The following is a 26,228-nucleotide window of genomic DNA, read 5'->3' on the forward strand; positions in this document are numbered from 1 at the left end:
ATTATTTAAAATACGGATTGTTATAGCCTTTCTTTGCTATGCCTCGCAAACTATAAACTATAAAGTGGTTTAACAACTCTTTGTTGGAATGTACATCAAAAAGATTATTGCTTTTGAAGGCGATTTCTTCAAAGCGTTTAAAATATAAATCGCAAAATAGGTCTAGATTGACTTCGTCTAAAAGCAGACCGTTTTTTTTAGCAATTTCCAAAAGGTTATAAACCCTAACTTTTACAAAAGTATCGCGAAAGTCATCAAATACCTCATTGGATGCAGGATAATATTTTTTCAAACCAAAAACAAAAGAGGGTTTGAAATATTTTAAACGGTCAAAAGCACTTTCATACATTAAAATAATGCTGCTAATAGGGTCTTTTTGATCTTGTAACAATTGCTCTAAAGTTTGGTTGTAATCATCAATTAAATATTGAATACAAGTAGTTACCAAATCTTCTTTGCTCAAAAAATGTTTGTAAAGTGTTTTTTTAGAAATACCTAACAAAGCAGCAAGCTCATCCATAGTAAACCGCTTGCTACCAAATTGAGTGAACTTTTTGGCTGCAAACGCAATTATTTGTTCTTTGCCAATCATAAAACAAACTTAACTAACACTATCCTTTTATTTCCAGCCTCCACCAAGGGCTTTGTATAAATTAACCACCGAAAGCAATTGTTCCAGCTTGGTGTCTATCATGTTCAATTCGGCTGCCAATTCACTTTGTCTTACGGTCAATAAATCCAAATAAGTTGCGTATCCATTATTTAACAAAGCTTCAGAGTTGGTTTCTGCACGTCTTAAAGCTTCCACTTCTTCTTTTCTGTATTCAAATTTGGTGGTTTCGGCATCGTAAGCATAAAGTGCTTCCGACACTTCTTTTCCTGCTTCCAACAAGGTTTTCTTAAAATTTAACAAAGCTTGTTCCTGTTGAGCTTGAGATACTTCGTATTGGGTTCTTATTTTTCTTTGGTTGAAAATAGGCTGTGTTAAACCGCCAACCAAATTAGCAAATAAAGAATTGGTATTGAACCAGTTTTGAAACTCCAAACTTTGAAATCCTCCAGAAGCACTTAACGTTAATGAGGGATAGAAATTGGTCAATGCCACATTGGTAAGTTCAAACGACTCGATAAAGTCGAATTCTGCAGCCATGACATCTGGTCTGTTTCTCAACAACAAATAAGGAACTCCCAGTTTCATTTCTGTTGTAATTTCCTGATGGTCCAAAACACCTCTTTCATAATGCTGAGGTTGTTTTGCCAATAAAATGCTTAAGGTATTTTCTGTTTTAAAAATTTCCCTTTCAATATCCACTTGTAAGGCTCTGGCATTATTGTATTGCGCAATATTTTGATCTACTGCCACTTGGGTTTCCTGACCTGCATCCTTTAAAGCTTTGATGGTTTCAACACTATTGGCTCTTGTTTCTACGGTTTGTTGGGTGATTTTCAATTGGGCATCCAAAGCCAATAAACGGTAATAGGTGGTAGCTATGCTTTCTATCAATTTGGTTTTAACGGCTTGGTGTGCTGCCACACTTTGTAAATATCCAGCTTGAAAAGCTCGTTTATTGCTTCTTATTTTTCCCCAAATATCAGCTTCCCAAGATAGGTTGGCTACCATTTCGTATTGTTCCAAAGAGCCATTGAAAAAACTTCCAAATTGACTGTTTTTAGACAATTCTTGATGCGTTGCCGTAGCTCCAGCGCTTAGAGTTGGCAGATAACCTGCTTTTCCTTGTTTCATATAGGCTTCTCCAGCAATAATTTGCTGTAATGCCATTCTAATATCAATGTTGTTCTGTAAACCTTCTTCAATATATTGTACCAAATAAGGATCTGTGAACACCTCTTTCCAAGACACATCAGCCATGGACAAACTGTCTGTTGGTAAATTATCCGTTCTATAAAGATTTTCGGTTTCTTCTTCTAAATCCGGTCTTTCGTAATTTTTGGAAACCATACAACCTTGCAATGTAAACAAAGCAAATACAAGAATACTTCCTCTTAAAAATAAACGTTTATTTAAAAATGCTTTCATACTTTTTTTATTCTTGATTTTGTTGATTAACCGCTTCTGGAACTCCTGTTATTTTTTCCTGTAACCATTGGAACACAACAAACAATACAGGAATGACAAATACACCAATTATGGTTCCTACCAATAAACCTCCTACTGCGCCTGTACCAATGGAATTGTTTCCTGCTGCTCCAACCCCTTTAGCCAACACTAAAGGCGTTAATCCTAAAATAAAGGCAAAAGATGTCATTAAAATAGGACGCAAACGCACTTTGGCTCCATCTATGGCTGCATCTACCAGCGACAAGCCATGATGTCGTCTTTGTACGGCAAATTCCACGATTAAAATGGCGTTTTTAGCCAAAAGACCTATAAGCATGATCAAGGCTATCTGGAAGTAAATGTTGTTTTCCAAACCTGTAATAAAGGTTGTTAAATATGCTCCAGCAACACCAATAGGTAAAGAGAAAATAATGGACAAAGGCAATAAATAACTTTCGTATTGTGCAGACAATAAGAAATACACAAACAGGATACTGATCATAAAAATGATGGTTGATTGTCCTGCAGACGCTATTTCTTCCCTGGTAATACCAGAATAAGCTACTTGATAACCTTCTGGCAAATTGGTTTCTGCCAACTTATTAATGGTGTTTATGGCATCTCCAGAACTATAACCTGGAGTCGCTGCACCATTTACCGTTACGGCATTAAACAAGTTGAACCTGTTAACGGTTTGTGGTCCATACACACGATTAAATGAAACATATTGTGAAATAGGAGTCATTTCCCCACTAGGCGTTTTAATCATCATGCTATTTAAACTAGCAATATCTGTTCGGTCTTCGGGTAAGGACTGAATAAATACACGGAATTGTTTTCCAAAACGGCTGAAATCTGCCACATAATTCCCTCCTATATATCCTTGTAATGTCGAAAGAATAGCACTGGTTGAAACTCCAACTTCTTTGGCCCTTTCCACATTGATATTTAATTCCAGTTGTGGGAAATTGGTACTGAACGAATTGGAAGCATATGCTATTTCCGGCTGTTGGTTCAGCAGACCCACAAAATCGGTTGCTGTAGCGTCCAGTTCCGTCAAAGGTCTTGCATTTCTATCCAACAAGCGCATTTCAAACCCATCTGCACTACCAAAACCAGGCACACTAGGAGGTGTAAAAAAGATGATTTTTGCATCAGGAATCATGGCTGCTTTTTGAAACAATTGACCAATGATGCCATTTACAGATTCGGCTTCGGTTTCCCTATCGTCCCAAGGTTCCAATATAATAAAGCCCATGGCATTTGAACTCCCTTCTCCCGAGAAGAAGTTTCTACCACTAATAAACGAAGCTCCTTGAATCCCTTCAATGTCTTTAATCATTTCATAGAGGTTTTCGTTCACTTGAAACGAACGGTCTTGTGATGCTCCAGGAGGTAATTCGGCATTCATAAAAATAACACCTCTATCTTCTGAAGGCACAAATCCTGTTGGTATGATTTTACTGGAATAAATAATTCCGAAGACACTAAGTCCCAAAATAATTAAGGTAACCCATTTATGTTTCAACAAAAAGCCTAAAGACTTAGTGTACTTGGCTGTTGTAGCATTAAAAGCAGTATTGAATGCTGCGTAAAAACGCTGTAACAGCGATTTCTTTTTGTGCTCATGCTCGTTATGAGGTTTTAGAAAAATGGCACACAAAGCAGGCGTTAAGGTTAAGGCATTTAAGGCCGAAATAAGAATGGCTATCATTAAAGTGACTCCAAACTGTTCGTAAAACACACCTGAAGGTCCACTGATAAAAGTAATTGGCACAAATACGGCCACCATAACCAAGGTAATGGATACAATGGCTCCACTAATCTCGCTCATGGCAGAAATAGAGGCTTTTTTGGCATCTTTAAACCCTCCTTCCAATTTAGCATGAACGGCCTCTACAACCACAATGGCATCATCCACCACTATACCAATGGCGAGAATTAATGCAAATAAAGTTAACAGGTTGATGGAGTACCCAAGAATATTCAAGAAAAAGAAGGTTCCAATGATGGATACAGGCACTGCAATAGCAGGAATAAGAGTGGATTTAAAATCCTGTAAAAACACAAAAACCACTATAAAAACCAACAGGAAGGCTTCCAAAAGTGTGTGCAATACCTTTTCTATGGAAGCTGTTAAAAACTTATTGGTGTCATAATTTACCAGATAATCCACACCTTCTGGGAAGTCTTTTTTAAGTTCGTCTAGCTTGTTATATATGTTTTCAATAATTTCTTGTGCATTGGAACCAGGAGTTTGAAAAACCCCAAAGTTTACGGCAGGATTCCCTTTGGTTCTGGAAATGGAGGAATACGAAAAAGCATCCAATTCTACCTTTGCTACATCTTTAACACGTAAAAACTGGCCATCTCCTAAAGCTTTTATTACTATGTTTTCGTAATCTTTTGCTTCTTTATAACGGCCTTTGTATTTTATAACATATTCAAAAGCTTCACCACTGTTTTGTCCCAAAGAACCTGCTGCAGCTTCCAAACTTTGTTCGTTAATGGCTAAGGTAACATCTCTTGGCTCTATTTTATAAGCAGCCATTTTATCTGGATCCAACCAAATACGCATGGAATAATCTTTAGCTCCAAATACATTAACCGCACCAACTCCATTGATACGTTGTATCTCTGGCTTGATGTTAATGTTTAAGTAGTTTTGTATAAATGTATCGTCGTATTCTGGGTTGGTAGAATAAACTGCTGCATAAAGTAAGGCGGAGTTTTGTTGTTTTTGTGTCACAACACCTGCACGAATAACTTCAGATGGCAACAAGGAGTTTGCTCTGGCTACCCTGTTTTGAACGTTTACTGCTGCAATATCCGGATCGTAACCTTGCTCAAAAAACACTTGAATGGAAGCACTTCCAGAGTTACTTGCCGTGGAAGTAATATAGGTCATCCCCTCCACACCATTTATTTGCTCTTCAATAGGAACAATCACACTCTCCAAAATGGTTTCAGCATTGGCTCCTGGATAAGATGCGTTAACCTGAACGGTTGGTGGTGCAATATCAGGGTATTGCGTTACTGGTAACTGCGTGAGACCCAAAATACCCAAAATAACTATGATAATGGATATAACTGTAGAGAGTACAGGTCTTTCAATAAATTTTTGTAACATAGTCTGGTTTATTTAAAAACGGTCTCGAAAGAATTAATAATACTATCCAAAGGTTTTTCTATAGGTTTTATTTTGGTGCCTGGACTCACTTTATTAAGTCCTTTTGCCAAAATGGTCTCTCCAACTTCAATGCCCTTATCAACAATGTATATTTTATTGGCATCTTTTAAAATTGAAATTGGTCTGTCTGCCAACGAATCCCCAACAACTTCATACACATAACTTTTACCTTGTCTTTCAAAGGTGGATTCTGCTGGAATAACCATTACGTTTTCAAAGGTTCTGGGAATTAAGATGGTTCCACTGCTTCCATTTCTTAATAAACCTGTTGCATTATTGAATTTTGCCCTAAAGGTTATGGTTCCTGTTTGGGTATTGATGTCTCCTGTTATGGTTTCAATCTTTCCGGTTTCATCATACAATTTCCCATTGGCAAGACGCAATTTAACTTCTGGAAATTTTTCCAACTTTTCCCTAGCCGTTTCCCCTTTAGCCTCTTCCATAAACGTAATAAATTCCTTTTCGTTCATTGAAAAATAAGCATATACTTCATCTATTGAAGACACATTGGTTAAAGGCATTGGATCCTGAGCACTTACCAAAGCACCTTTTCTATAATTAATGGATCCAACCACTCCATCTACGGGACTTTTTACATTGGCATAGTCTATATTTGCAACAATACTGTTATAGGAGCTTTTTGCTTGAGCCAGTTTTGCATTGGCTGTTTCCAATTGTACGTTGCTAATTATGTTCTTTTCCACCAAAGGTTTAAGTTTGTCAACCTCTACCTGAGCCGCATTTACATTAGCTTTTGCAGCATTGGCATCCTGACTTAGGGATTGGGTTTCCAACCTAAAAAGGGATTGTCCCTGTTTAACAACCTCGCCTTCTTTTACAAGCACTTCTTTAATGTAACCTGAAATTTTTGGTCTTACTTGACTGTTAACTTTCCCTTCAATACTTGCAGGAAAATCTTGATGTGTGGTAACATCTTGCTTTACAACTTTTACTACAGGAAAAGGTAAAACTGGAGCTGCTTTTTGTTCTGTTTCTTTATTTCCACAGTTGGATAAGGTTAAAACCATGGTGCAAGCAACTAACATGTTGAATGTGTGTTTTTTCATATTGAAGGTTTGGATTGAAGATTCATAACTGCCACTTTCTCTTTTAACAGAGACATAGAAGCAATGGCTAAATTTAAAAAGTTTATATAGTTATCGTGATAGGTTACATCAAATTTTAAATCGCTTGTGGTGGTTTCCAAGCTGTTGACTTCCAATTTGTAATTGGTTACTTCTTCATGCAATTCTTTTTCAGATTCCCATTGAGCAATCATTCTATCAATACTTTTCAATAAGGTATCGGAATTTATGATGAAGAATTTTTTTCTGTTGCCTATTTTGGTGAAATAGGTTATTTTATTTAAATCCTGTAAATGATTTAAATGGGTTGAAATGGTGCTTTTGCTTGCGCATAAATCTGACACCAAGTCTTCAAAAGTAACACCTGCTTTCCCAGTAAGGATTACGTAAGCCAAGATTCTTGAAGCTACAGGAGCCAGTTGTTCGGTGTGTTCAAAATGAACACCCAATTTCTCGACCAATTGGTATTTTTTATTTTTTAAATCGCTTTTCATAATCGGAATAATTTGCAAAATTAAATCTTAGTTCGGTTCAAACCGAACTAAACGAAGTTAAAAAATTGTTAAATAAAAAAAGCCGATGGTTTATCGGCTTCTATCTTTTATTGAATTGCGCTTACAGAGCAGATTTAAACTGCTCTAAAAAGCGAACATCATTTTCGCTTAATAAACGTATATCTCCTATTTGGTGTAGTAGCATAGCAATACGGTCTATTCCCATACCAAATGCAAACCCTGAATATTCTTTAGAATCTATACCACAGTTTTCTAATACATTTGGATCTACCATACCGCAACCCATAATTTCTAACCAACCTGTTCCTTTGGTTATTTTATGATCTATTTCTGTCTCCAAGCCCCAATATACATCTACTTCTGCACTTGGCTCCGTAAACGGAAAATAAGAAGGGCGTAAACGTATTTTACTTTTTCCAAACATTTCAGTAGTGAAATATTGAAGCGTTTGCTTAAGGTCAGCAAAACTAACATCTTTATCAATATACAAGCCTTCTACTTGATGAAAAAAGCAGTGCGAACGCGCAGATATAGCTTCGTTTCTGTAAACACGACCTGGTGAAATAGTTCGAATTGGTGGTTTATTGTTTTCCATATAACGCACTTGTACCGAACTGGTATGCGTACGCAATAAAATATCTGGATTGGTTTGAATAAAAAACGTGTCCTGCATGTCTCTTGCTGGATGGTATTCCGGCAAATTTAATGCTGTAAAATTATGCCAATCATCTTCAATTTCAGGGCCTTCACTGACATTAAACCCTATACGGGAAAAAATATCGATTATTTGATTTTTTACTATAGATATTGGATGACGCGCACCAATTTCAATAGGTTCTCCAGGACGTGACAAATCACCATAAACACCTTTATCTTCTTCTTTGCTTTCCAGTTCTTCTTTAAGGGAAGCAACTTTGTCCTCGGCTGTTTTTTTAAGGGTATTTATAACCTGACCAAATTCTTTTTTCTGATCGTTGGCTACATTTTTAAACTCCTTAAAGTAATCGTTAAGAAGTCCTTTTTTTCCTAAATATTTAATTCTGAAAGCCTCAACTTCTTCTTTCGATTTTGCTTGGAAAGCTTCAGCTTCAGCAATTAACTCTTTGATCTTATCTATCATGATATTTTTGAAAATGAGTGCAAATTTAGTGAATTATGATGAAACTTGTCTTTGAAGCGTGTATAAAACCGCTAATTATTCAATGTATTTACTTTCCATAAAGTAGCTTACAATGGCTTCTTTCATTAAAACACTTTGTTCTCCAGCTTTTAATGGAGGCAACTGTTCTTTTATGATATAATGAGGCCATCCATCTTCATCAAAATAATCAAATTCATAGTAACCATAAGGCTCCAGAAGCCTGCAGATGGCTATGTGCATAAGGTCCAATTTGTGATCTTTTTTGAATTTTTTATCAAATTGTCCCAGTTCCTGAACACCAATTAAGTAGATTATGGCGTCTAAATCCAAGGTGTCTCCATCTGCAAATTGCTTGGATAGCTTGTCGACTATAAGTTCCCAACGTTGTTTTAATTGTTCGTCTCTAGACATATTTATTTCCCACAAAAGTGGGTACTCTGTTTTTTAGTTTTTTATAAAAATGCAAAGTTAAGTTATATTTACAGAAATATTACTATTATGAGTGTTATTGATATTGTTTTATTGGGTTTTCTGCTTCTGGGTTTGATACGTGGTTTTTTAAAAGGGTTTTTTGTTGAAATTGCGTCTTTGGTTGCCTTAATTGCTGGAATTTATGGAGCCATCCATTTTAGTTATTATGTTGCAGAAATGCTCATGGAAAAAGTAGATTGGGATGAAGTAACCATTAATGCCGTGGCTTTTGCCATTACCTTTATAATTATAGTTTTAGCCATAGCTTTTGCAGGAAAAGCCTTGACTAAATTGGCAGATTTTGCTGCTTTGGGCATCTTGAACAAACTTTTGGGCGCTTTGTTTGGTGGACTGAAAATGGTACTTATTTTAAGTGTGCTCTTAAATGTTTTTGATAAATTGAACACGACCATGAGCTTTTGGGACGAAGCTCAAACAGAACAAACTGTGCTATACAAGCCTGTAAAATCTGTAGTGCCATTGCTATTTCCATTTATAATAAAATATGAAGAAACAGACCTTTTAAATATAGAGCCGAAAGAAGGCGTTTAAAAGAATTTAGAATTAAAAAAGCCACTTTAAAAGTGGCTTTTTTAATGGTTTAATCTAAGTGGTAAATTTCCATAATGTCTTTTAGGTATTTTTCAAAATCGATTTTTAAATCAATCAATTTTCCTGTGTGCACATCAAACACCCAACCATGAACTTTTAAACCTCTTTTTCTTATGGCTTTTTGAACAGCAGCTGTTTTAATTAAATTCACACACTGTTCTTTTACATTTAGTTCTACCAGTTTATCGTAACGCTCATCTTCGTTTTCAATGGCATTTAACTCGTTTCTATGGAGCCTGTATACATCACGAATGTTACGTAGCCAAGGGTTTAAAATTCCCAAATCGGCAGATTGCATGGCTGCTTTAACACCACCACAAGCATAATGACCACATACAATAACATGTTTCACTTTTAGGTGGTCCACAGCATAATTGATTACAGACATGACATTAAGATCTATGCTTATTACCATGTTTGCAATGTTTCTGTGTACAAAAACCTCTCCAGGAGTTGCTCCCATAAGTTCTTCGGCAGTTACACGACTATCAGCGCAGCCAATATATAGCAATTCAGGGTTTTGTCCTTTTCCTAAAGCTTCAAAATAGTCTTTATCGGCTTGTAATTTATCTTGTATCCAAGATTTATTGTTTTCAAAAACTTTGTCTAAATTCATAATATTAATATTTATCTTTTACATTATTTTTTATCCAAGTGGTACAGTCCTTAAAAGTAAGAAATATATGGTCTGGATGTATTAAGTCTGGAATAATATCTATACGTTCCATTAAATATCTAGGTTGTTTTAACAAACCCACAAAAAGAACGGTAATATTGTTTTTATTTAGTTCCTGCAGCACATCTTCCATGGCGTACAGTCCAGATTGATCCATATACTGCATTCTTCCTAAACGTATTACCACAGTTGAGGCAGTTTTGGGAATTTGTGCAGCAAGGCTTTGAAAATCGCTGGTAGACCCAAAAAATAAAGGCCCTTTTAAGTGCTTTATAAAAACCTCTTCCTTCAATTTCTCTGGAAAATTGGCTTCGTCTGCCCAAGCTTTTTCTTCTTTTAAGGTCTTAACATCTGATCTTTGTGCTGTTAAATCGCCTATTTTCTTCATAAATAAAAGCGAGGCAATAACCAATCCTATTCCTACAGCATATACCAAGTTCCAAAAGGTTGATAACAGTAGTACTATGACCATAATCAAAACTTCAGAACTCAATTTTAATGGCCCTATTTTAATATCTTTAGGTAAACTTGGGATGGCTTTCAAGCCTTTATAATCCATGACACCTATACCTACCGTGATTAAAATTCCAGCTAAAACAGCTGCTGGAATACTGGAAGCCAGACCAGGCAGACCTGGTATCAATAAAATACTTAACAGTAACAAACCAGCAATCATACCAGATAATTTTGTTTTTCCGCCAGAATTAATGTTCACAACGGTCCTAATAGTTGCTCCTGCTCCAGGAATTCCACCAAAAATGGCTCCAATACTGTTACCTATACCTTGTCCTATCAATTCTTTATTTGGCTTGTGCTTTGTTTTGGTCATATTATCTGCCACCACACTAGTAAGCAAGGAATCAATAGCTCCCAAAAGAGCCAAGGTCAATGCTGTAAAGATATATGGTGTTATCATGCCAAAACTAAAATTGGTAATGATACTTAAATTTGGAACAGGCAATCCACTTGGAATTTCTTCAATAGGTCTATAATTTAAACCAAAAGCCATGGCAATGCCAGACATTACCACAAGTGCCACCAAGGTGCTAGGAATAGCTGTTGTAATGCGTTTAAAGCCATAGATAATAATGATGGTCCCTAAAGCCAATAAAACTTCCAGCCAATTGATATTCTGTATCGCTTTGGGCAAAACTTTAATAGCCCCTACAACACCGGAAGCCTCTTTGGCAGCTAATGTCTTGGACTCTTTTAAAATATCTTCTTGACTTATATTCTTGGCCCTATCAATGGTTTCCTTAAAATCCTCCAAAACCAAGATCCCTTCACCTGCTTCTTCTTTTAAAATGTTTTGTAGGATAATCTCTTCGGCTTGAGGCTTAAATTGTTCCACAAAAACTTCATCGTCTTTGGGATAGTATCCTAAAGCTGGTAGTATTTGAGTGACAAGGATAATGACACCAATGGCTGTCATAAAACCAGAAACTACAGGATAAGGAATGTATTTAATGTATTTACCAAAGCCTAAGAAACCCAATCCTATTTGAAACAAACCAGCCAATAAAAATACGGTTAAAATAGCTGGCAATGCTTTGGTTACATCGCCATCATTAACAGCAAGTATTCCTGCTATTACCACCATACTTACGGCAGTCATTGGAGCCGTTGGACCAGAAATTTGTGTGTTGGTACCACCAAAAAGAGCTGCAAAAAAGCTTATAAAGATGGCTCCATATAGTCCTGCACTTGGGCCTAACCCAGACGAGACACCAAAGGCCAATGCTAGAGGAAGGGCTACAATACCAGCCGTTATACCTCCAAAGGCATCCCCTTTGAAATTTGAAAATAATTTTTTCATGTACAGATGTATTTTGTTTATGTTGATACCCTTAATGTGTATCAAACACTAATTATAATTGCACCTCTTGACTTGGGTACAATACTAACTTTAAAAAAATTGTGAATGTTTGGTTTGAAGAGTTTGTTTTCAAACCATGCAATAAGGATTTATTGCTAAATAATACAATCTGGTGGTGGAGAATGTGTTTCCAGTGAAAGCTGGGAATAGTGATTTAAATAAAAATCGAATTGTTTCTTTTTTTGAAGTTCCAAAACAAGCAATTCTGAATTGTCATAATTAGGAAAAGCTATTTGCTTATGCTTGATTTCGTAGTTGTTGTTATTTTCTTCTTCGTTGATACCATAAAACATGGATATATCAAACGATTTGTCCATAACAGTAATCACTAAAGGAGCTGCTATAAACATGGTGAAAATAATGATAAAGCAAAGTGAAATAGTAGTTTTCTTCATCCAATTTTTTTAAAAATCAAAAACAAAGATACAATTCCATTTTTTTATTTTAGTTAAATAAACTTTAAAGTGCTTTTATATCCTGGTTTAGGATCCAACCTGTTTTCCCATCGGAAAGTTTGATTTTTTTCCAGTTGTTTACAGTGTCCAAAATTTGAACCTTGGTTCCTTCATGTAAAATAAAAGCTTCTGTGCTGCGTAAATTAGGCTCGCTTTTTACTTGACTTTCTTGCGCAAAAATAATGGCTGGTTGGTCTTTTTTATCCAAATTGAATTTATGAAAAGCAAATATCAAGGCTAAGCAAGTGAAACCTAAACTTAACATACTGCTTACAAAAGCGAGTCGCTTTTTAGTAGTGGAATAAGCAAAATAATAGGTTAGGAACAGAACTACAAAGATAGAAATAAAAGCTATTGCAAGTTTGGCCCAAGTATTAAAACCAAAGGTATTGGTTACTTTTTTAATGTAATTTGAAAGCCCAACCTCTGGAACAGAATCTATGGCATCAATGGTCATATTTCTTGCAAAAGCTGCATTGTTTTTTATCTCTTTATCGTTTGGCGCCAATTGTAAGGCTTTTTCGTAATAATAAATACTAGGAGCAATATGGTTTAGTTTATAATGTGCATTTGCCAAATTAAAATACAGTTCTGCCGAATGTTCTCCATTTTCAAGAATATTTTCGTATTTAAGAATGGCTTGCTCATAATTTCCATCGTTATATAAGGCATTTCCCTGTTCAAACAAAGAGATGTTTTGAGCCGATGTAATAAAGCTCAAAAAAAACACAAGTATGTAAACTAACTTCTTCATTTAATTTGTTTGTCTATTGCAGAAATGGTTTTTGCTGCTTTATCGTAATCTTGTTGCATTTCCACATGAGTGATTGGTGTGTACCTAGCCAATTCGCAATTTTTTAATATAGCTATAAAACTAGTTACAAATTGACTGTCCACTTGTTTGGTTAGCAATAAATCTTGAATTTTTTCTTTGGTAAATTCACTGGTTTCAATATGCAGTTTGGCTTTTAAATAATTATGTAATGCTTTTTCCAAGGCCACATAAAAAGCTTCTTTATTGCCTAATGCTTTTTTAGCTTCACCTAAATAGCGTTTGGCCAGTTTATCGGCTTTTCTAATTTTATTTCCAGTAATATCTGCATCGCGTTCCTGTTTCTTTTTTCTAATAACTATGGCCAAAGGAATGGCTAAAAGTGGCAGCAGTAACCCTGTCCAGAAACCTGTAGACTTAAAAAAGTTGTTTGGTGTTATGCTTGTTAACTCTGTGCTTGTTTTAATAAAAGCAAATTGCTGGTTGTTTACCACAACAGGTTGTTTTCCATTATTTGCTGAAGCAATATTGTTGTCTGAAGCTGTAGTGTTTGTTGGACCATCTAGTACATTAATAACAATTTCGCCAGAAGAAATACGTTTATAGGATTCTGTTTTTACATCAAAATACGAAAAGCTAATACTAGGAATTGGGTATTTTCCTTTATATTGAGGTACAATGGTGTAACTATCTGATATGCTTCCTTGCATACCATTTAAATTGGTCACCACATTTTCTGAATGTTCTGGTTCGTAAACTTCCAAGGAACTTGGCAATGATAATTTAGGGAGTTCGAATAGTTTTAAATTTCCATTTCCTTTAACTTCTACACGAGCTTGCAAAGATTCTGAAGCGTTTAGCTCAGATTTGGATGTAATGACATTGAATTCAAAATCTCCAACAGCTCCTGTAAAATCGGTTGGCTTTCCTTCTACAGGTAACGGTTTTACTTGAATTGTCCTACTGCCAGCTGAGATGGTTTTATGCACTTGTGTCATCAATCTACCTCCAAAAATATCCCTTCTGTTTGTTGGTATTTCTATAGTTACATCCAAACTTAAAGGTTCTATTTCAAGTTTTCCGGTTTTTTGAGGGTATAACACAGTTTTACGCAATACCACATATCTATAATCTTCGCCTTTATAAGTGCCATTTAAAACTTTAAGGTTTTTTATATCAATATTCTGGCTCCAAAAATCGTTATATCTTGGGTTGTCTATTTCACGCCAATTGCTCACTCCTGTGTCTGGAGACACATAAAGTTTGTAAACCACGGTTATGGCTTCATTTAAATAAGGGTTTCCGTTGGATACCTCAGCCACCAAATGTATGTTATTGGAAGCAATGGTTTCTGGGTTATTGTCGTCGTTAGGTCTGTCAACAGCAGCAGTAACCACAATGGTTTGAGGGGTTGTTTTATATATTTCACCATCAATTTCTATGGTTGCCTGTTTAATGGTGAAAGAGCCTCGTTGTTTTGGTGATAAAAAATAACTGTATGTTTTTTTATAAGACCGTTTTCCATTCATCCAGGACGTGCTCACTGCCTGGTTGGGTCCTCCAACAATATTAAATCCCACAAAATCTGGCGGATTGAAATTATCGCCATCTTTGTTCATCTCAAAATCTACACGCAACCTTTCGTTAATACCAAGTTTTTTCTTGCTTACTTTAGCTTCAAAAGTTACTTGAGCAGTAGCAATACTTGTACTTAATACAATGAGCAATAATGATATGTGTTTTATTATTTTCATAGGTTCATTGTCCTTTGGACGTCTTTCCCAAGAGGAAAGAGAAATCTTTATAAATTGTTTACCAATCTTTTTCTGTTTGAACTTTTACCCCTTTTTGCTTCTCAGCATTTATTTTTTCCTGTACTTTTTGTTCTTGATTGTTCATGGCTTCCAACAAGTTTTTTACTTGTTGAGGTGATAATTGTCCTGGCTGAGGTTGAGGTGGTTGTTGGTCCTTTTTCTGATCGTCTCCCTTACCTTGATCCTTTTTATCTTCTTTAGGTTTGCCTTGATCGTCTTTTTGGTCGTCGCCATCTTTTTTGTCTTGATCACCTTGGTCTTGGTTATCGTCTTTATTTTCGCCTTCGTCTTGTTTGTCTTGATCGTCTTTTTGCTCGTCCTGGTTTTGATCTTGATTTTGGTCCTGATTCTGATCTTGGTTTTGATCTTTGTTTTGGTCGTCTTTATTATCGTCTTGCTGTTCGTCTTTTTGGTCTTCGGCACATTTCTTTGCTAAAGCCAGATTGTAACGTGTTTCATTGTCTGAAGGGTTGTTTCTAAGGGCATTTTTGTAGGCATCCACTGCTTCCTGACACTTGTTTTCTTTCATTAATATGTTGCCAATATTATGAAAAGCTTTGTGTTTTTCTTCTTTTGAAGTAGCGTTTTTTGTTGCTTGTTGCAAACGGTATAAAGCTTCGTTATAGCTTCCTTCTTGATAATAGGAAGTCCCTAGATTATAAGCTCCAGCAACCGAAGTTGCTTGCTGTGAAAGTGCCTTACGATAAGCCATTTCTGCTGAAACAAAATCGTTGTTTATCGCTTTTTCGTTTCCTTCGTACACAAAGTTATTGGCTTTTTTCAAGGCCATCAACTCTTGTTTCTCTTGGTCTTTTTCTTGAGAAAATCCAGAAATACTAATTAGTGCAAATATGTAAAATAGTAGCTTTTTCATTCTTATTCTTATCGTCTTTCATTTTGCTTTTTTGCAACCTCTAATATATAAAACTGTTGTATTGCTGATAGTTAAAGCTTTTATAAAATTTCAATTTGGTTAAGCTTGCAGGACATTGAAGCTTGAGACTATAAGTTTTCGTTAAACAGGTTCAATTTTTTTAACCAAGCTGTTTTTCTGTCCAATAAAAAAATGTCCAAAAACAAAAAAGCTATGGCAAAGGCCAAGAACCATTGAAATTGATCTTTAAAATCGGCAAACTGTTTGGCTTCAAATTCCTTCTTGTCCATTTTATTTAATATATCCCTTATGTTTTCTACCACTTCGTTGGTGTTCTTGCCATTTAAATAAGCGCCATTGGCTTCGTTGGCAATGGTTTTAAGGGTTTCTTCGTCTAGACGAGTGATAACGGTTTCGCCATTGGAATCTTTTTTGTAGTTTAAAACAATGCCATTTCGTTTGATGGGAATGGGACCTCCTTTGGCGTCTCCAACACCTATGGTAAAAATCCTGATGCCTTCTTCGCTAGCTTCTTCCGCTACTTTTGCTGCATCTTCACTATGGTCTTCTCCATCTGAAATAATTATTAAAACCCGATTGGTTTGCTCATCGTCGTCGTAATAGGTTTTGGCCAATTCAATGGCTTCATTAATGGCTGTTCCTTGAGAAGACAGCATGTCTGTATTCATGTTTTGCAGGAACATTTTTGCTGAAGCATAATCTGTAGTGATTGGTAATTGAGGAAAGGCTTTTCCTGCGTAGGCAATAATTCCCACACGATCGCTAGCTAGGTTATTGATAATTTGTGTTACCAGTTGTTTGGCTTTTTCCAATCTGTTTGGTGCTATATCTTCTGCCAACATACTTTTGGAAACATCCACTGCAAAAACAATATCCACTCCTTCGCGTTTAACCGTTTCCAGCTTGGTACCTATTTTTGGGTTTACCAAAGCAATGGACAAAGACGCTATGGCCAAGCAAATAACCGTAAGTTTTAAAATACTTTTAAACAGCGATTGGTTTGGGCTTAATCTCTTTAATAGTTTTTTATTGGCAAACTTTTTTTGAGCATGGCGTTTCCATATTTGAAGCACCAAAAAGAATAGGATTATTACTGGAATAACCGCTAATACCCAAAACCATATTTTTTCTTCTAATTGATACATTTTCTATTGTTAAGTGTTCGAAGTTTTAAGTTTACACAAAACTCCTAAATATTGTAAATCTCAATAATAACTCCAAAAGCAATAACATGCCTGCCAAAAGCACCAATGGTCTGTATTTTTCTTCGTAGTTATAGTATTTAAATTCTTCAATCTCTGTTTTTTCCAACTTGTTTATTTCGTCGTAAATTTCGGCAAGCTTCTCATTGTCTGTTGCTCTAAAATATTTACCTCCTGTTACTTTGGCTATCTCTTTAAGCAGTTCTTCATCAATTTCAACTTGTGCACGACCATATTGAAAATTCCCATTAGGCAAAATAGCCATTGGCGTTAAAGCCATTCCATTTGTACCCAAACCAATGGTGTAGGTTTTAATACCATATTCCACAGCCAATTCGCTAGCTATTTTTGGATCTATAAAACCGGAGTTGTTAACGCCATCTGTTAATAGGATAATTATTTTGCTTTTGGCCTTGCTATCTTTCAAACGGTTTACCGAAGTTGCCAGACCCATGCCAATTGCTGTTCCTCCTTCAATAATGGTATTGTATTTTATGCTTTCCAGAGAGCGCAATACTATGGCTTTGTCGCTGGTAATTGGTGTTTTTGTATAGCTTTCACCTGCATATTCAACCAAACCAATTCTATCGTTTGGTCTTTCTTTTATAAACTCGGCAGCCACTTCTTTTAATGCTTCCAGCCTGTTTGGCCTTAAGTCCTTGGCCAACATACTTGCCGAAACGTCTATGGCCATGACAATATCTATCCCTCGAGTGGTTTTGGTTTTTGTTGAGACATCTACCGTTCTTGGTCTTGCCAAAGCTGTAATCAATAACGCCAACACCAATAATCTTAATACAAAAAGGACATGTTTTAATTTGGGTAAAAAGGAATTTCCTGTTTTAAAACCTTTTAAGCTGGATATTTTAAGTTCGGCTGTTTGTTTATTGAACTTAAAAACATACCATAAAATGGCTATTGGAAGCAATAAAAACAACCAGAAAAACTCTTTATTTAAAAATTCAATCCCTTCAAACATTATTGTGTTGCTTTTTTAAGTTCTATGGAGTTTATAATTCGTTCTGAAATTTGTTCGGCATACCTATCAGCATCTGCCCAAGTGATTAAAATTTGCTGCAAAACATCTTTATTGTCTGAAACAAATTGAAGTAGCACATAATGTCCATCCTTGAAATCGTTTGAGTTTAATTCAGGGATTTTTAAGGTTCCAAAGGTTTTAAGGCCTTCGGCGCCATTGGGAGTGACAAATTTTTCCTGTTTTACAAAAATATCTGTAACGCCTTGTTTTTCTAAATCGTTAATACTTTTGGCAGCTACTTGGGTTAAATCCACTTCTTTCTTCTCTGGATCTTGACCTTGATTTTGAAAGGTAGTGGTGCTCAGGTTTATATATAAGTCCTCTTGCAAAGTACCATACTTAAAACTAGTAATGTTAAGTTTTGCTTTAATATCCTGAGGTGTTGGAGGATTGTCCCTTTTTAAAACTTCTGGTGTAGATATATCAATTGGTGGCACGCCATATTCGCTTCTAACCCATTGTCCTTCCAACAGTTCTTTAGTATCATGACCCAAAAGCGTATCGGTAACATACCCAAATCCATATTTTATTCCAAACCCTACATATACTGCAACAAGCAGCATTACAGCAGCCAAACTGGTAAACACTATCTTTCTTTGTTTCTTTTTTCTTGCTTGTGCCTCTTTGTATTGTTGGTCCAGTAATTTTTCTTCTTCAGTTGGTTCTGGAAGCACTTCTTTTACATGATCTATTTCCAAGTCTATGGTGTTTCGGTCCAGTTTTGCCAATTCTATATCTGGAGCAGATTTAGCGAATTTTACCAAATCGGCACGCTTGAAAATGCTTTCTAGGTTTTTAAGGGTTTCTTTACTTAAATCTATTTGGTTGCCTTCTTTAAGTAAATTCAACCTGGAAATAAGTTCATCTGTTGTGCTTTCCAAAGCTCTATCGTAAACCTTTTCGTCTATATATCTTCTAATGGCAAGGGTTAATTCTGAATAGTATTCCTTTAATTCCGAATTTTCCAAATAACCACTTTCGTCCAATTTTTTTAAGGCCAATTTAGCTCTTTCATAAGGTGGCAACAAAGCTATCTCCTCTGCTTCGGTCAATGGTTTTTTTCGCCATATAAACCAATATAACAAAGCAGCCACAACAGCTACAAATACAAGGATAATAAGCAAGGTCTTCCACCAATCGCTTGCACTTTTGTCAACGTCCATTAAAGGTTTAATTTCGTACAAACCTTGTTTGGTGGTATCTACCTCAATGGTGTTTACAACTACTTTAAGGGAATCTGTAAAATAGGATTTGTTTCCTATAAGGATTTTTTGCTTTGGAATGGTGTAAGTACCAGAATCGAATTGGGTTAAACCATATTTTTTTATGAGAATCCATTTGGCGTCCTTTTTGGTGGTATCCACTTTGTAAGACTCTATAACTTCCAAAGGCATGAAGGTTTGTCCTTCAGGAAAAACCACCAAATTTGTTGAGTCTGTTTCCACTTCCACCTTAAAGGTAATTTGCTCACCTATTTTAATGGATGTGGAATCTATGGATGAGGAAATTTCCTGTGAAAAAGTTAGGGATGAAAACAAAACAAAAAACATGGAAAATAGACTCCACGACTTAATTAGGCTGGAACTGAAATATGTTTTAACTTTGGTATGATTAATCTTATATTTCATTTTATTTTTTATCTTGTTTAGCACGTTCACTGCACTTAGTGTGTCATGCCATACCTGACATTTTTTTTAACTAATTTCTTCTTTTAAAATATCCCAATAACTTTTTTACGTAGCTTTCGTCCACACGACAATCTAAAGAACCTGCTCCAGATTTAGCAAAACTGTCTTTGAAATAGGCCACTTTATCATTGTAAAATTTACTGTAATTTCTTCTTACGGTTTTTGATGCCGTGTTCACCAACATATACTCTCCTGTTTCGGCATCTTGCATTTGTACCATACCTAAATTTGGTATGGATTCTTCACTTTTATCATAGATTCTAATACCTGTAACATCGTGCTTTCCAGAGGTTATTTTTAAGGTTTGTTTATAATCGTCTGCTATAAAATCGCTTAAAAGAAACACTATGGCCTTTTTCTTCATTACATTGGACAAAAACTTTAAGGCTTCGGTAATATTGGTTTGTTTGCTTTTAGGGTGAAACTCTATAAGTTCCCGAATGATACGAAGTACATGTGAACGTCCTTTTTTAGGTGGAATGTATAATTCGATAGTATCTGAAAAGAGTATCAATCCAATCTTGTCGTTGTTTTGAGTGGCTGAAAACGCCAAGGTTGCAGCAATTTCAGTAACAACTTCATTTTTAAATTGTTCTTCGGTACCAAACAACTCGGAGCCTGAAACATCCACCATAAGCATCATGGTCAATTCGCGCTCTTCCTCAAAGACTTTTATATGGGGTTCGTTGTAACGTGCTGTTACGTTCCAGTCGATGTTTCTTACGTCGTCTCCATATTGATACTGCCTAACTTCAGAAAAAGTCATTCCACGACCTTTGAAGGTGGAATGGTATTCCCCTCCAAAAATATGATCAGACAAACGACGTGTCTTGATCTCGATTTTTCGTACTTTTTTTAGTAGTTCTTTAGTATCCATGATTTAGATTCAAGATTAAATATTTAAAATTCAAAGTTGCAAAACCCTGAATTTAGAATTTGAAACTTTGAACTATTAAGGTACTTCTATCTCGTTTACAATTTTGTTGATAATATCCACAGAAGTGATGTTTTCTGCTTCGGCTTCGTAGGTTATCCCTATTCTATGACGCAATACATCGTACACAACAGCTCTAACATCTTCAGGGATTACGTAACCGCGTCTTTTAATAAATGCGTAACATTTTGCTGCTGTTGCCAGATTGATACTTCCACGTGGAGATGCTCCAAAAGAAATCAATGGTTTTAAATCGGCAAGTTTGTATTTTTCTGGATAACGTGTTGCAAACACAATGTCCAAGATATATTTTTCTATTTTCTCGTCCATGTACACATCACGAACAGCTTTTTGGGCGTTTAAAATTTGCTGCACGGAAATCACCGGATTTACTTTTTCGAAAGCGCCTTTTAAATTGGCTCTAATAATTAACTGTTCTTCGTCCATCTTTGGATAGTCTATAACTGTTTTTAGCATAAAACGATCCACTTGAGCTTCTGGTAACGGATAGGTTCCTTCTTGCTCTACAGGGTTTTGGGTTGCCATTACCAAAAATGGCTTGTCCAACACAAAGGTTTCGTCTCCAATGGTTACCTGTTTTTCCTGCATGGCTTCCAGTAAAGCCGATTGTACTTTTGCTGGTGCCCTGTTAATCTCATCGGCCAACACAAAATTTGCGAAAATGGGTCCTTTTTTAATAGAGAAATCATTTTGCTTCATGTTATAAATCAATGTCCCAACCACATCTGCAGGTAATAAATCTGGGGTAAACTGAATTCTGCTAAAGCTACCATCCACAGCTTGTGCAAGCGTGTTGATAGCGAGTGTTTTTGCAAGTCCTGGAACACCTTCCAACAAAATATGTCCTTGACCAAGCAAACCAATAAGCAACCTTTCTACCATGTGCTTCTGACCCACAATAACTTTGTTCATTTCCAAAATAAGTAAATCAACAAAAGCGCTTTCCTTTTCAATCTTCTCGTTAATTGTCTTAATATCAATTGTACTTGTATCTTCCATCATTTTTTTAACTTTTTATAGGCTCGAATATAGCATCCTTAATTGAGCCATGCAAATTGTTAAAATTTTCGCTGTCTTGCTGTTAATAATTGGTTAAAAATTAAAGAGCAGCACTAATAGTGCTGCTCTTTAACATATATTTTAATAAAACTTTTAGTTACTCCAAAGTAATATCTCCTAAATCTACAGTTGTATCTTGAACAACTTCAACATCCATAAACTCTGTACTGGATAAGCCAGAAACTGGATCTGGAGTAATTATTACTGTATAAACACCTACTGGAATATTTTCTAAAAGAAACACACCAGTATTCACATCGCTTTCGGCTGTAATTATGTTTCCTTCCACATCAACAGAAGCTGTAGCAGTAACACCAGTATTTAAAATAGTACCTGTAATTGCTCCAACTTCAGGCAATAGTTCTAATTCAACCAGACCCATATCTGTAATTTGACCATTTACAACAGTTATATTATCCACGGTTACTATTGCATATCCAGAATTTGGATCAGGAGTAAAAGTTACCTCATATGTGCCTTCTGGAATACCACCAAGTAAAAAATTACCATTGGCATCAGCATAAGTAGAAACAACTTCTCCGTTTATATCAACAGATGCCATAACTTGAAAATTTGATGGATTTACCATGCCCTGAATGCTTCCTGAGGTATATTGAGTACTTGCCCTAATTACTGGTTTTAAGTTTATATTTCCAGAATTACCAGCTACTACAATAGACTCATCAACATTAAAATCTAATAGAATATCATAAGTAAAACCTGGTGATAATTGCTCATTAATGTTAATTTTTAGTCCAGATTGTTGCGCACTTGGGGTATTTAATGGAAAAGTTTCACCATCAATAACTATGGTGTTATCTTCTCCTAAAACCAATCTTATTTGATTTAAGGTGCCAGAAGGGACTTCATAACCATCTGCAAGCAACACACTCACTCCACCTGTTAACTCCAACAAGTCATAAACACCTGTGTTAATGGCTTCTAGACTTACCCATCCGCTTTCATCATCGCTAGCATCATTAACCTTTACCATAACATCAACAATATCAACAAATACATGGTCGTAATCTCCTGGTTCATCCACTAATTTACGGATAAATAGGATGTTCCTTCTATTGTATTATTATCGTCGTTGTCACTACAATTAAATAATGTAATTGCCAATACGGATAAAATAAAAATTTTAAATTGCTTTAATGTTTTCATAAATAAGTTTTTTATTAGGTTCATTTAATATACGATTATGTCTGTAGAATTAGATTATTCTTTAAAACCAAACGCTTGTTATCGTGATTAAACAATCCTTACTTTTAATTAATAATTATTATTAAAAACTTGTTAAACAGCATTTTAACTGTTTTGTTTTTAAAATCACTAAAATTTTGTTAAATCTTTTAATTGCTTAAAAATAACCCGTCCACCAAATATTTTATTCTATCAATAAGATATTATTTAATCACGAATTGATATTTTTATGGTATAATTAAAAATCATGAGAAAAATTGCCTTAATAACAGGAGCCACCAGTGGTATTGGTCGTGCAACAGCTTATGAATTTGCCAAACATGGCATACATCTTATTTTGTGTGGAAGACGACAAGAACGTTTGGAATCCATACAAGCAGCTTTAAAAAAACAGACCGAAGTACATATTTTAAATTTTGATGTTAGGAACAAAGAAGAAACACTAAAAGCCATTGCATCCTTGCCTGAAGCCTTTAAAAACATTGACGTTTTGGTTAACAATGCCGGAAATGCCCATGGGCTGGACGCCATTCAAGCAGGCAATCTGGAGGATTGGGATGCCATGATGGACATAAATGTAAAAGGGTTACTGTATGTTAGCAAAGCTGTGATTCCACAAATGACAGAACGAAAGACCGGACATATTATCAATATTGGTTCTTCGGCAGGAAAAGAGGTATATCCGAAAGGAAACGTGTATTGTGCCAGCAAACATGCTGTGTTGGCCATTACCGAAGGTATGCGAATAGATTTAAACGATTTTGGGATTAAGGTAAGCGCCATAAACCCAGGATTGGTGGAAACAGAATTTTCCAAGGTTCGTTTTAAAGGAAATGCCATTGCAGACAATGTATATAAAGGCTATAAAGCCTTGCAACCCGAAGATGTTGCCGAAATCATATATTTTACCATAAGCAGACCTGCCCATGTTAATATTGCCGATTTGTTGGTGTTCCCAACGGCCCAAGCTTCGTCAACAATTGTAAAGAAAGAGTTATAAATAAAAATGCCACTTTCGTGGTAAATGAACATGATCAACAAACGCTTACTTATTAAAAACCTATTGGCTCATAATGATGAGAATAGCTTTTACGATAAAAAGCGCATGATTGATATTAGCCAAAAAGAAGGAAAGGCTAAATTTTTAAAGCATGTCTGTGCCCTTTCAAATAGCAATCCAAAAAACAATTCTTACATAGTTATTGGTGTTGAAGATGAGGACAACCAAATAGTAGGTGTCGATTTTTTTGATGACAGCAAAATTCAAAACCTTATCAATGCCTATTTAACAAATCCTCCTATCGTTCAATATGAAAACATTCCGTTTCCTCATTTACCAGACGATAAAGTGGTTGGTTTAGTGACCATAAGGTCCATAGATAAAATTACTTCCTTAAGGAAAAATATCTGGAAGTATTATGCTGGTTCTGTTTTTTTTAGGGATGGCAGCATGAGCGTGCCCAAAGTCTTTGATATAGAAATTAAGGATGTAAACTCTGGTATTGTAACTGCCATTGAAAATCATTCTCAAAACAACATTGAACATACCCTTGATGGTGTTTTCGATTTTTTAAAAAGCAGACAAGATTACAACCCGAAATACAAAGTATTTAAAGAATATTTTGTGTTATGCTGGTCTGGACAAAAAAAACAGGTAAAAGACGAAACCTTTTACTCCCGAGTTGATATTAAACTTATAAACGAACAAGTGCGTTTGTTTTACTCTACCTTGGATGAAGTTTCCATTTCTTATGATGAAGATAGCTTTAAAATAATTGAATATGTTAATTTAGGGCTACAAAACTCCTATAAATATTACCCTTTGGAGGAAACGGTTATTCAATTTTCTGATAACGTTAGTTATAACATTGAAACCACTTTACTTTTTGAAGCACCTCAATACGATAAGAAAGTGCTGCATCATATTTACAATGCCAATAATGCCATATTGGATAAATTAAAAAAAGGGATGTCTTTAAATAAAAACGAAGTCCAAGATTTAAAAAACCTTCCTGCCACCTACTTGATTTGTTATTTGAACTTGTTTCACGAAGCCATAGACAAACTTCATGAAGCGAAGCCTTTTTTAAAATCTTTTAACGAAGAAACCTACCTGCTTTACAAAGAAGCCGTTAGGATATTAAGAAAAGTAAAATACAGCTAAAGTTAAGTATGGCAAAATTACAACCAATTATACAATAGTTCTTACCAACTATAAAATAGTTAGCACTCTAGAGATGGTTTTTTAATATTTTTGAATGCTATTAATCAATTACCATATCAACCTTGTTTAAACAGTTTCATACTGCTTTAATCAAGGTTTTTTTTATATAAAATCCAGTTGCTTATAATTCTTGAACAATACTGCTTCATGGTTTACATCCAACCATTTATTTAAAACAGTTGCATAAATAGTCCTAAAGTCTATTTCAAATTTAAGATCACCATTGTCGTCCAAATCGCTTAAACTTGCTAGATTGTTATAGATTCCTGGTTTTTTTAAATTTCCTCCAATAACAAACAGCGCATTGGCAGAACCATGATCTGTTCCATGACCAGAATTTTGTTTGACACGTCTCCCAAATTCAGAAAAAGTTAAAATCAAAGTGTCATTAAAGGTGTCTTTAGATTGCAGGTCTTTTACAAAAGCATGGATGCCTTCAGCATATGTTTTTAAAAGTTTTTTATGTGTGTTTTCTTGATGCACATGTGTATCAAAACCGTTTAAAGACCCATAATATACTCTTGTTTTTAATCCTGAATTAATAAACTGCGCTGTGGTTTTTAACTGCTTGGAAAAAGAATTATTAGGATAGTTTACAGAAGTAGAAACCGTTTTACTGGTTTCGTAAATGTACTTGGCAGAAGACTCTGCATCTATCATGGTTTTGTATAAATACCCTAAATTATGTTCGCTTAAATGCGCTTCTTCTTGATAGCTTGCAATATTCTTTAAATAAGGATCCTGTGTAATTTTGTAAAATGTATGGGCATTTTGTACTGCCAAACCATTTTGGGTTTCTCCTTTTAGGGCCAAAGACAAACTATGGTCTAACTCCAAAGCTGTATAAGGTGCTGTAGCAAATTGGTCTACATATCTGCCTATCCAACCACTTTGCAAGTACTGATTGGAACTACTGGCTGTTTGCCAAATATCTGTTGCCCTAAAATGGGACCTGTTGGGGTTTGGGTAACCTACATTGTTAATAATGGACACAAAACCTTTGTCATAGAGTTTTTTAAGAGGCAATAGGCTTTTATGCATGCCCAAATCGGTATCCAAAGCCATGACGTCTTCTTTCTTTAAGGCAAGCGTTGGTCTAGCCCTATAATACTCATCATTTCTAAAAGGAACAATGGTGTTCAAGCCATCATTACCTCCAGAAAGCTGTAGAATAACCAAACGTTTATAGCCTGTTTCTGCAGTAATATAACTACTGAAGGCTTTAACAAAGCTTGGCACAAAAAACAAGCTACTTGCCAAAGAGGAATGCTTTATAAATTTTCTTCTATCCATA

At 35.4% G+C, this 26,228-nt stretch carries 23 protein-coding genes; 3 read left to right on the forward strand and 20 right to left on the reverse strand.

Annotation, left to right across the window (positions count from 1 at the left end):
- Position 1: 1 nt before the first annotated feature.
- The 7 genes from D778_RS01470 to D778_RS01500 all read right to left on the reverse strand — a co-directional run bounded on the left by D778_RS01470 (position 2) and on the right by D778_RS01500 (position 8,401).
- A complete protein-coding gene (locus D778_RS01470; RefSeq protein ID WP_007647033.1) occupies positions 2-592 on the reverse strand; it encodes a TetR/AcrR family transcriptional regulator in 591 nt (196 codons plus the stop codon).
- Between the two features lie 27 nt (positions 593-619).
- A complete protein-coding gene (locus D778_RS01475) occupies positions 620-2,038 on the reverse strand; it encodes an efflux transporter outer membrane subunit (RefSeq protein ID WP_007647035.1) in 1,419 nt (472 codons plus the stop codon).
- Positions 2,039-2,045: 7 nt separating this feature from the next.
- Positions 2,046-5,189: an efflux RND transporter permease subunit gene (locus tag D778_RS01480; RefSeq protein WP_007647037.1), complete on the reverse strand. Its 3,144-nt coding sequence runs from the start codon at positions 5,187-5,189 to the stop codon at positions 2,046-2,048.
- Between the two features lie 8 nt (positions 5,190-5,197).
- Positions 5,198-6,316, reverse strand: a complete 1,119-nt coding sequence (locus D778_RS01485; RefSeq protein ID WP_040491202.1) for an efflux RND transporter periplasmic adaptor subunit — start codon at positions 6,314-6,316, stop codon at positions 5,198-5,200.
- Positions 6,313-6,828, reverse strand: coding sequence for a GbsR/MarR family transcriptional regulator (locus D778_RS01490; RefSeq protein ID WP_007647044.1), 516 nt, complete (start codon positions 6,826-6,828; stop codon positions 6,313-6,315). The genes D778_RS01485 and D778_RS01490 overlap by 4 nt, the downstream gene beginning before the upstream one ends.
- Positions 6,829-6,949: 121 nt before the next feature.
- A complete protein-coding gene (gene pheS / locus D778_RS01495; protein ID WP_007647046.1) occupies positions 6,950-7,969 on the reverse strand; it encodes a phenylalanine--tRNA ligase subunit alpha in 1,020 nt (339 codons plus the stop codon).
- 75 nt (positions 7,970-8,044) lie between these two features.
- Entirely contained in the window at positions 8,045-8,401 is a 357-nt protein-coding gene (locus D778_RS01500; protein WP_007647048.1) for a hypothetical protein, read from the reverse strand.
- A gap of 87 nt (positions 8,402-8,488) precedes the next feature.
- Between D778_RS01500 and D778_RS01505 the strand changes: the two genes are divergently transcribed.
- A complete protein-coding gene (locus D778_RS01505) occupies positions 8,489-9,013 on the forward strand; it encodes a CvpA family protein (protein WP_007647051.1) in 525 nt (174 codons plus the stop codon).
- 49 nt (positions 9,014-9,062) lie between these two features.
- Here D778_RS01505 and D778_RS01510 read toward each other — a convergent pair whose 3' ends face one another.
- The 12 genes from D778_RS01510 to D778_RS01565 form a co-directional block, all read right to left on the reverse strand.
- Positions 9,063-9,689 (reverse strand): carbonic anhydrase, encoded by a 627-nt coding sequence (locus D778_RS01510; RefSeq protein WP_007647052.1) that lies wholly within the window; start codon positions 9,687-9,689, stop codon positions 9,063-9,065.
- A gap of 4 nt (positions 9,690-9,693) precedes the next feature.
- Positions 9,694-11,565, reverse strand: coding sequence for a SulP family inorganic anion transporter (locus D778_RS01515; protein WP_007647053.1), 1,872 nt, complete (start codon positions 11,563-11,565; stop codon positions 9,694-9,696).
- A gap of 155 nt (positions 11,566-11,720) precedes the next feature.
- Positions 11,721-12,020, reverse strand: coding sequence for a hypothetical protein (locus D778_RS01520; protein ID WP_007647054.1), 300 nt, complete (start codon positions 12,018-12,020; stop codon positions 11,721-11,723).
- Between the two features lie 64 nt (positions 12,021-12,084).
- Positions 12,085-12,834, reverse strand: coding sequence for an SH3 domain-containing protein (locus D778_RS01525; protein WP_007647055.1), 750 nt, complete (start codon positions 12,832-12,834; stop codon positions 12,085-12,087).
- On the reverse strand, positions 12,831-14,606 hold the full coding sequence (locus D778_RS01530) for a BatD family protein (RefSeq protein ID WP_007647058.1): 1,776 nt from the start codon (positions 14,604-14,606) through the stop codon (positions 12,831-12,833). Before D778_RS01530 ends, D778_RS01525 begins: the two co-directional genes overlap by 4 nt.
- Before the next feature lie 58 nt (positions 14,607-14,664).
- Positions 14,665-15,540, reverse strand: coding sequence for a tetratricopeptide repeat protein (locus tag D778_RS01535; RefSeq protein WP_007647060.1), 876 nt, complete (start codon positions 15,538-15,540; stop codon positions 14,665-14,667).
- 128 nt (positions 15,541-15,668) lie between these two features.
- Positions 15,669-16,706 carry a vWA domain-containing protein gene (locus tag D778_RS01540; RefSeq protein WP_007647063.1) on the reverse strand — a complete coding sequence of 346 codons (1,038 nt, stop codon included), beginning with the start codon at positions 16,704-16,706 and terminating at the stop codon, positions 15,669-15,671.
- 31 nt (positions 16,707-16,737) lie between these two features.
- Positions 16,738-17,742 (reverse strand): vWA domain-containing protein, encoded by a 1,005-nt coding sequence (locus D778_RS01545; protein ID WP_007647065.1) that lies wholly within the window; start codon positions 17,740-17,742, stop codon positions 16,738-16,740.
- Positions 17,742-19,430, reverse strand: coding sequence for a hypothetical protein (locus D778_RS01550; protein WP_040491206.1), 1,689 nt, complete (start codon positions 19,428-19,430; stop codon positions 17,742-17,744). The genes D778_RS01545 and D778_RS01550 overlap by 1 nt, the downstream gene beginning before the upstream one ends.
- 70 nt (positions 19,431-19,500) lie before the next feature.
- Positions 19,501-20,367 carry a DUF58 domain-containing protein gene (locus D778_RS01555; protein ID WP_040491207.1) on the reverse strand — a complete coding sequence of 289 codons (867 nt, stop codon included), beginning with the start codon at positions 20,365-20,367 and terminating at the stop codon, positions 19,501-19,503.
- Positions 20,368-20,442: 75 nt separating this feature from the next.
- Positions 20,443-21,444, reverse strand: a complete 1,002-nt coding sequence (locus D778_RS01560) for an AAA family ATPase (RefSeq protein ID WP_007647073.1) — start codon at positions 21,442-21,444, stop codon at positions 20,443-20,445.
- Positions 21,445-21,601: 157 nt separating this feature from the next.
- Positions 21,602-22,549: a DUF4382 domain-containing protein gene (locus D778_RS01565; RefSeq protein ID WP_007647075.1), complete on the reverse strand. Its 948-nt coding sequence runs from the start codon at positions 22,547-22,549 to the stop codon at positions 21,602-21,604.
- 408 nt (positions 22,550-22,957) lie between these two features.
- On the opposite strand from D778_RS01565, the gene D778_RS01570 reads away from it, so the two are divergent.
- Together D778_RS01570 and D778_RS01575 are read left to right on the forward strand one after the other, a co-directional pair.
- Complete coding sequence (locus tag D778_RS01570) at positions 22,958-23,710, forward strand: SDR family NAD(P)-dependent oxidoreductase (RefSeq protein WP_007647079.1); 753 nt, start codon at positions 22,958-22,960, stop codon at positions 23,708-23,710.
- A gap of 30 nt (positions 23,711-23,740) precedes the next feature.
- Complete coding sequence (locus D778_RS01575) at positions 23,741-24,874, forward strand: ATP-binding protein (RefSeq protein WP_007647081.1); 1,134 nt, start codon at positions 23,741-23,743, stop codon at positions 24,872-24,874.
- A gap of 162 nt (positions 24,875-25,036) precedes the next feature.
- Here D778_RS01575 and D778_RS01580 read toward each other — a convergent pair whose 3' ends face one another.
- Positions 25,037-26,227: a DUF1501 domain-containing protein gene (locus D778_RS01580; protein WP_007647083.1), complete on the reverse strand. Its 1,191-nt coding sequence runs from the start codon at positions 26,225-26,227 to the stop codon at positions 25,037-25,039.
- Between the last annotated feature and the right edge of the window lies 1 nt (position 26,228).

The organism is Xanthomarina gelatinilytica (assembly GCF_000348685.1).
In the GTDB taxonomy this organism is placed as follows: Bacteria; Bacteroidota; Bacteroidia; order Flavobacteriales; family Flavobacteriaceae; genus Xanthomarina; species Xanthomarina gelatinilytica.